General features: G+C 54.3%; 7 protein-coding genes and 1 pseudogene. 3 read left to right on the forward strand and 5 right to left on the reverse strand.

Features of this window, described 5'->3' with window-relative positions; all coding sequences use genetic code 11:
* Positions 1–89: 89 nt before the first annotated feature.
* Complete coding sequence (locus FXB40_RS23910) at positions 90–1292, reverse strand: caspase family protein (RefSeq protein WP_187437097.1); 1203 nt, start codon at positions 1290–1292, stop codon at positions 90–92.
* 787 nt (positions 1293–2079) lie between these two features.
* Here FXB40_RS23910 and FXB40_RS23925 point away from each other — a divergent pair.
* Together FXB40_RS23925 and FXB40_RS23930 are read left to right on the forward strand one after the other, a co-directional pair.
* A pseudogene (locus tag FXB40_RS23925) lies at positions 2080–2955 on the forward strand (IS1182 family transposase); the annotation flags it as partial.
* Positions 2956–3031: 76 nt separating this feature from the next.
* Complete coding sequence (locus FXB40_RS23930) at positions 3032–4018, forward strand: ABC transporter substrate-binding protein (RefSeq protein WP_148774658.1); 987 nt, start codon at positions 3032–3034, stop codon at positions 4016–4018.
* A 461-nt stretch (positions 4019–4479) separates the two neighbouring features.
* On the opposite strand, the gene FXB40_RS23935 is transcribed toward FXB40_RS23930, so the two are convergent.
* The 4 genes from FXB40_RS23935 to FXB40_RS23950 form a co-directional block, all read right to left on the reverse strand.
* Positions 4480–5073, reverse strand: a complete 594-nt coding sequence (locus tag FXB40_RS23935; RefSeq protein ID WP_148774659.1) for a tyrosine-type recombinase/integrase — start codon at positions 5071–5073, stop codon at positions 4480–4482.
* Positions 5074–5577: 504 nt separating this feature from the next.
* Entirely contained in the window at positions 5578–6201 is a 624-nt protein-coding gene (locus FXB40_RS23940; protein ID WP_148774660.1) for a hypothetical protein, read from the reverse strand.
* Positions 6150–6530, reverse strand: coding sequence for a hypothetical protein (locus FXB40_RS23945; RefSeq protein ID WP_148774661.1), 381 nt, complete (start codon positions 6528–6530; stop codon positions 6150–6152). Before FXB40_RS23945 ends, FXB40_RS23940 begins: the two co-directional genes overlap by 52 nt.
* 132 nt (positions 6531–6662) lie before the next feature.
* Positions 6663–6983, reverse strand: coding sequence for a hypothetical protein (locus FXB40_RS23950; RefSeq protein ID WP_148774662.1), 321 nt, complete (start codon positions 6981–6983; stop codon positions 6663–6665).
* A 68-nt stretch (positions 6984–7051) separates the two neighbouring features.
* Between FXB40_RS23950 and FXB40_RS23955 the strand changes: the two genes are divergently transcribed.
* Positions 7052–7630, forward strand: coding sequence for a DUF5131 family protein (locus FXB40_RS23955; RefSeq protein WP_246207857.1), 579 nt, complete (start codon positions 7052–7054; stop codon positions 7628–7630).
* The last annotated feature ends 4 nt before the right edge of the window (positions 7631–7634 follow it).

Here is a 7634-nt window from a genome sequence, read left to right on the forward strand (position 1 = left end):
GCCCGCGAATGCATCGATGGCTATGGCGGAATCCTTCGGACTAATTCAAAGGGAAGTTCTTGGCGCGAGCTTGCTCGGCTCCGCGCAACCTATCTATTCTTCTGTGCACTCGATCCTGGTTTGCCGAGCAGCTGCTTGGAAAATTGAAAAATGCATTTTCGTCCACTTGTACGAAGAACCGTTCCAGTGGAGTTTTCCAGCATGCCAGCGGCCCGCCAAAAAACTGGAGTTCCGGGGCGCGTCGCGATAATTGTATGTTTCGGATCGCCTGATAGTCCCGTCGCGGTGACCCGAATTGTGCCATCTGCATCAATAAACCCATTGTAGGTAAGCGAGCCCGGCCTTCCCTCCCTGCCGGTTTGTCCGACTAACACGCCATTTTTGACCGTGCTCAGGAATCGATCCGACCAACCAAGCTGCTGTCCCACTGGATCGCAAGATATTTTGGCATCCCAAAAGCCGTCGAAGGTTTTTACATTTTCCGGGTCAGGTGGTTTGAAGTAGATCAAGTCGCTAGATAGCGAACCGTAAACGTAGGGCTGCTGCTCATCTTTAGTGGCTCTCATGACTTCGTCTCGGACCTTACGAAACAGCGCTGAAATCTCCAGCCCCTGTATCTCGATGTTCGCAAGCAGAGATGTCGTGAAAGGACTATTCCGCCCTATGCCGTCGCTCGCGACCGTTCCGTCTTTTGCCGAAAATGCAATCAGCACGTTTCCGGCGGGTTCGGTGGGCGCAAGGCCCTTGCTAACCGACCGATTAGCCAGGATGCTTTTTTCGGCAGCAGTGGGCGGCATACTGACAGTGATATTCTTGAGAGATTGAACAAATGGATTGTCCCGGCAGGCATCCAATATAATAAGGCCGAGCTGACTAGCTTTGGCGACCTGCGCATTTAGCGAACGAACGCTAACCGCCTCACTGGGGGCGTCGGCTTGAGTTGCTAACTTAGCATCTACGGGAATCAGCCAGTTCTCCCCGTTCGCCTCAATGCCGTGGCCTGCATAAAAAATAACAGCCATTCGAGCACCTTCGGCTTGCTTGCCGAATTCAATAACAGCTTCATTCATCTGGGCTACATTTGCATCGTTAAGCCGAGTGACTTTGAAGTTTAGTCGCTCTAGAGCAGACGCTACGTCGTTGGAATCTCGCGTTGGGTTGGCGAGCTGGGGAACGTTTTGGTAGGCGGAGTTACCGATCACCAACCCGTACCGGTCCGCTGCGCAACTAATAGTAGAAAATGTTATACAGAGCAGCCACGAACAAATGAGCGCACCAAAATAACGGGGCATGGCGTAACTCCGTTTGTTCCCGAATGCGAAACCCATCTTGTCTTGTTTCGCGCCGCCCATTTTTCTTGAACGGACGACGCACCGGTTACGGCATGCACAACGCATATCGCGGGCATTACAGCGCTCACTAGGAGCTCGCGGTCGCCAACAACACCGCTTAATCCGAAGTGGCCGCTCTTGCACCATGGTCGACAAATCCAGCCTTCTTCATTTGTAAGCTGGATCGCGATCCTTACCAAACGCAAGGGGATGACCATCGCGTATCGGCCTATCGAAATGACAGCCGCGCTGCCCTTGTTTGGTGAATCCTCATTACCGACCAATTGCACGGCAACCTACCTCCAGAAAACTCTAAAGCGTGTAGGCGATAATTTAGTGTAGCGCACGGTGTGCTGTATGTTTTTATGCCCAGGTAGTCGTGACCCTTGTTGGCAAGAGCGTAGTCGCAAGCATGTCGCAGCATGTGTGGATGGGCCTTGAAACTAATGTCAGCAACGACGATCTGCCGCGCGGCAGCCGTTTTCTCCCTAAACCATACAGCGCCCATGAAATCGTCGCCGCTCTTCGCGACCTAACCGGCCCCGCCTGACATCACTGTAATCGAGCGCCCCAAGTCAAGCTGTGTGCGGTTGGTCAGTTGCTGACCAACGCTCGGAGAGCCGGAATGTTTGCTTCTGGGAGATAAGCCGACTAAGGCGAAGCAGTCTGCCAAGGGCGGCTTGTGACCCTGGCTGTGTGAAAACGCCGTGCCTGCTATGATTCCCGCACTGAATCGGCGGCGGCTGGCATGACGCGTTTCGTTCAAAGGGCTGATCGCGGGCAATCGACTTTGTTGCCGGAATGCCTGGACGACTGGGTTGCAGATGACAATCCGGTTCGCGTGATCGACGCCTTCGTTGCGGCCCTTGATTTGGCTGAACTGGGGTTCGGTGGCGTTGAGCCTGCCGGGACAGGTAGGCCGTCGTATCATCCGGCCGCGCTCTTAGGGCTCTACATTTACGGTTATCTCAACCGTATCCATTCGAGCCGCCGGCTTGAGCGTGAAGCTGGCCGCAACGTCGAAGTGATGTGGCTGCTCGCCCGGCTTGCGCCCGATCACAAAACGATTGCCGATTTCCGCAAGGACAATGGTCCCGGCATCAAAAAGGTCTGCGCGCGCTTCGTCAAGGTGTGCCGCAAGATGGGCTTGCTCGCGACAGCCAGCGTCGCCATCGACGGCAGTAAATTCAAAGCGGTCAATAATCGCGATAAGAACTTCACGCGCGGCAAAGTCGAGCGGCGGCGCACGCAATTGGAGGAGAGTGTTGCGCGCTATCTCGCTCAGCTCGATACCGCCGACCGGCAGGAGCCGTCGGAAACACTGGAGTTAAAAAAGACCCGGATCAAAGAACGGCTCGAAAATCTGACTGTTGAAATGGCGAAACTCGCAGCGATTGAAAAACAGGTTCGGGCGTCGCCTGACCAGCAAATCTCACTGACCGATCCCGACAGCCGTTCGATGGCGACGAGCGGGCGCGGTTCCGGCGTCGTTGGCTACAATGTGCAGGTCGCCGTAGATACCGAGCACCATCTGATTGTGACGCATGAGGTGACGAACAGCGGCTCGGATCGGGCTCAGCTGGCCAATGTGGCCAAGCAGGCGAAGGCTGTTCTCAAGACCGGACCCATAGCAGACTTCGTCCTTTCGCGAGGTGGGTAGACCGACTAAGCTGCCACCACTAAGCCACGGGAACTAGTGCATGAGGCGACGGGAATTCATTACTCTCGCGGGCGGCACGGTTATCGCTTGGCCCCTCGTGGCACAAGCCGAGGTGAAGGCTTTACTTGTCCCCCGTATTGCTTATCTCGGAGCGTCTAGCCCGGCATCGCTTGATCCGCGTCAAATCGAACAGTTCAAAGTTGGGCTGATAGAAAATGGACTGATCGATGGCCAGAATGTCACGGTAGATTACCTGTGGGGTGAAGGTAGCCCGGACAGGCTACGGCAACACGCAGCGGATCTGGCGAAACGGAATCTCAGTGCAATTGTCACAGCTGGTCCACAGCCGCTACGAGCATTGCTTGAGGCCAAAGTAAGTTCGCCCATTGTGTTCGCCATTCTGAGCGATCCGATCAGCGATGGATTTGTACAAAGCCTGGCGCGGCCCGGCGGAAATATCACGGGCCTTTCTATGATTGGTACCGATCTGGAGAGCAAGCGATTACAAATTTTGAAGGAGGGTGTACCGGGTATAACAAAAGTCATGCTTTTGCATGACCCGACCATGCGCTCGACCGTTGGCTTGGAACGGGCGCAATCCGGCGCAAGCGGACTAGGGCTAGAGATATTGGTTGGTAAGGTAACAGAAGTGGACAAACTTGGCGATATTTTCGCCGAGGCCATGCAGCAAGACGTGAATGGCGTCGCCGGATTAGCGTCTCCGTTGATCAACTTCAACCGCAAACGGTTGATCGACCTATGCTCCCAATATCGGTTGCCTTCGATTTGGGAAGCGATAGCCTACATCCGCGATGGCGGCCTTATATCCTATGGTCCCAGTTTTCCGGAAATGTACCGGCGATCCGCCGGATACGTTGCTAAAATCCTCAAAGGGATTAAGCCAAGTGATCTCCCGGTAGAGCAGCCAACCAAGTTTGAACTTGCAGTCAATTTAAAGACGGCAAAATTATTTGGGCTGGAGATCACGCCAACGCTGCTGGGCCGCGCCGACGAAATAATAGAGTAATCAATATCCGCTTCTGGTCGATTGTGTTGCAAAAGTCGAAAGTTGCAGGCCGCAAGATTCTTCGCGAAAACACTAAGCAGCGAGCGATCGCTGATTCGTATGAGCTCAATCGCGTTACCGAAGTCGCCTGTGAATTTTGCGTGAGGCCGTGAGGTCCCTCGCATCTTGTACGCGAAAGTCGCGCCCACGACCCGCAGAATTTTGGTCATCGGCGAATATCGACTTTTGCAACAATATCGGCCCGGTGGCGACGTTCGGTCCGCCTCAGAAATGGTCTGCTGATCGGGGGAGACCGGGAGTAACAAAGCGGCAATCAAACCGACGTTATTGACCCACAATAGACATCCGGTTCGTGACGCTATCTGTCCGGGAAAGGGTACTAGGTTGCCAAATCATCGTGGCGCTTTAGACGAATTCGGTACTCCAGGCGGACGTCTGCTCTCGACGCCAAAGCGGTCTAGCTAGCGCCAAAAGTTCTTGAAACGGGTAGGCGACATTTCTGTGTAGCGGACAGTGTGCTGAATATTCTTATGTCCTAAGTAGGCTTGCACCGCGCGCGTGTCATGGCCTTTGTTAGCCAGCGTGTAGCCGCAAGCGTGTCGCAACATATGTGGATGAGCTTTAAACTGCAGCCTTGCGGCCGCTCCTGTTCGCTCAATCATTCGAGCGAATCCTGCCGTGGTAAACGGCGTACCGCGCTCCGATGTAAAGACAAACGGCGATCTTGGTTGCTGCTCTCGCTGAAGCTTACGCAACGCACGTAGCTCATCTCCGAGAATGGGGTGCGTGCTCGGCGTACCTTGTTTGACCCTCCGGACGTGAAGGTTGGCTGAAGAGAATTCGATTTGATCCCAGCGCAGATCGGTCAGCTCCGAAGCGCGTAAGCCGTGTCGATAAGCCACGAGGATCATAGTGCCATCGCGATGCCCGTAGCGATTGGCCTTGGCAACATCGATCAAGATCTGCACTTCGTCATCGGTCAGATACTCTCGTGTCCGAAGCTCTGCATTCTTGCGGCGAATAGGCATGACTGTTCGTTTTACGATGGCTGGCATCGCATTTCTCCGTGCTGATTTGGCCGTGTTTATCGGCGGTTTGAGTGTGAACTGTTCGAAGAACGGCTGTTTTACGAACTTGCAAACTGCTTAGTTCTGAACGCAAAGACCGAGAGTCTTGCTGTAGTGGCTTCAGCTCCAAAACTATACAGCGCAATTGTTTGCGCATTGGGAGGCGTGGTAGTGGAAGGTCAGGTCGTGATCAGGCGGGCCCATCTACGTGAAACCACGTAGCCCAGGTCAAGAAGTGATGCTCTCCGAGCGATACATATCGAGTCCCAACGTCTTTCCTTGGTTGGTTTGTTATTGTCCCGAATGACGCCAACAGAGGGCCGGGGCGGCATGAGCTGCCGCCGTCATGACCAACCCACTCTCACGCGCGTGAAAGCTTGAGTGGTACGGGCAGGTCGTTGATGGCACAGTGCGACCCGGCAGAATGCAATCTGCCGAGAGGCGACAACACGATGAGGATAGATTCAGTGGCCACTTTAGGTCCGCTTTAGACTATGAACCCGCTTGGGACGAGGATGCTGGCGGCTTGGTGATTGACACGGCTGTACCGTACCAGCATTTTCCGTCAGGTCCCCAGTTCGGCCATGATGCCGATAGCCAAGGCTTCGAGCGGCAGATATTAGGTTCGTCTATCCTTAGCCGGAGATTACAACATGTGTAGAGCCGACATGGGCTACTGCGGGCCGCAGAAGTTTCGACGAAGCCCTGCTGAGTAAGATGAAGAGAAACATAGTGAAAGATAGCGTGAATCGTCGGAAGTCCGTCTTCCGGGTCGCGTCCATTGGCCGTCGAAGGTGGCCGGATGGAGATCAGAACATCATGCTGCAGTTGATCGAAAGCACCAGATTCTTCCTGCTTCATGGCACAAGACGGAATGCGCTGTAGGATGTCCTGCACGGAAGCGCCGCTTGCTATGTCTGCAATCATCGCCAGTTCAAAGAACGGGTCTTCCTGGCGCATCTGGAATGCGGCTCTCGCCGCGGCAACGATCTGCCGCATGGCGATAGCCATTATGCCGTTGCCATTAAACTCCATCTCAAGCGCATGAAACTGCGCCTCAAGTGTTAGCCCGCCCTGCTTGAGTGCCACGCCAACTGAATTTCGCAGCACCGCCATGGGATCATTTCCCTGCGCGGCAGCATCGATCGTAAGATTTCGGGAAATGCCGCAGGTGCATCGCTGCTTTGAAGCGCCGCCAGGATGCATGCAAGCAGGCCGTCTTCATTGACGTTCGGTGCTAGATGCTTACCAAGGGCAGCCGCCACCTCGTAGGGAAAGATCGGCGCAGGCACGATCTGAGCTCCTATTTGAAGGGCATGTACGACCCGCTTTTCCAGCAGCCACGCCGCGCTTTCCATCAACTCCAGCGTTCCAATCAAAACGTCTATCGTCTCGGTCTGGCTTATGTCTTTTGCAATATCCCCTTGGCACGAGCACAGAAGCAAGCACTTCGCTCCCGGAGTGAACGACGGGACGCACACTACAAGAAGTGAGCTGGATAGAGACTGGGTTTTGGATCAGCCTGCTCGCAGGCTCATTATTGCGACGGGTCTCTGCGAGATAAGATAGCAGCGTTCTTAGATGTTGCACCTTGTCCGCTGGCAATGTTCTTGACCCAACGCTGGCGCCATCGTTCCCGATAGTAGCTCTGAAGCAACGCCACAGCCCCATGGTATTGATAAAGGCAGCAATGCTACTGTTGATATGTTGTGCAGGAAATGTACATATTCGTGGAAAAAGAACCCGAAGTCAGCAGCGGTCGGAAACTGCAACACATTCCCCAAAGGATCATAGACGGGCAGCGCCGCAGACATGCGGATGATCATTGCTTGCGGCAGATATCCTGCGAGAACGGTCATTTCTTCTTCGCGGTCAGAGTCAGTACGGTCGTCCGCCATGATGCCTCACGTGCCGCGGTTTCCGTTATATATCCGTCGTCCACAAAAGGGATCACACTCGGGAATCATTGAATTTGTTCTTTTTTTTTGTTCTACCCTTGCGCATGGCCGATTCTACTCAGATCGAATGGACTGACTCGACGTGGAACCCAGTTACGGGGTGCACGAAGATTACGGCCGGTTGCGACTTCTGCTATGCCGAACGCTTCTCAGAACGCTTTAGGGGTGTACCAGGCCACCCGTTCGAGCAAGGTTTCGACTTGACGCTGCGGCCAAAACGCCTCGATCAACCGCTGCATTGGCGCGAGCCTCGCCGCATATTCGTAAATTCAATGAGCGACCTCTTCCACAAGGAGGTGCCGGTCTCCTTTATCGATACCGTGTTTGATACGATGGAAAATGCCTCGTGGCATACTTATCAGGTTCTCACAAAGCGCAGTTCGTTGATGGCTCGCTATCTGCGCAACCGTTACGGAACGAAGTTGGCGCCACCTCACATTTGGTTGGGTGTTTCGATCGAAGATGCCAAGAATGCCGTGCGGTTGAAGCATTTGAAAGCCGCACAAGCGGCGACGAAATTTGTTTCGTTTGAACCGCTAATCGGCCCAGTCGGTGATGTCGATTTGGAAGGTGACCTGCTCCCCTGAAACG

Source organism: Bradyrhizobium rifense (assembly GCF_008123425.1).
Classification (GTDB): Bacteria; Pseudomonadota; Alphaproteobacteria; order Rhizobiales; family Xanthobacteraceae; genus Bradyrhizobium; species Bradyrhizobium rifense.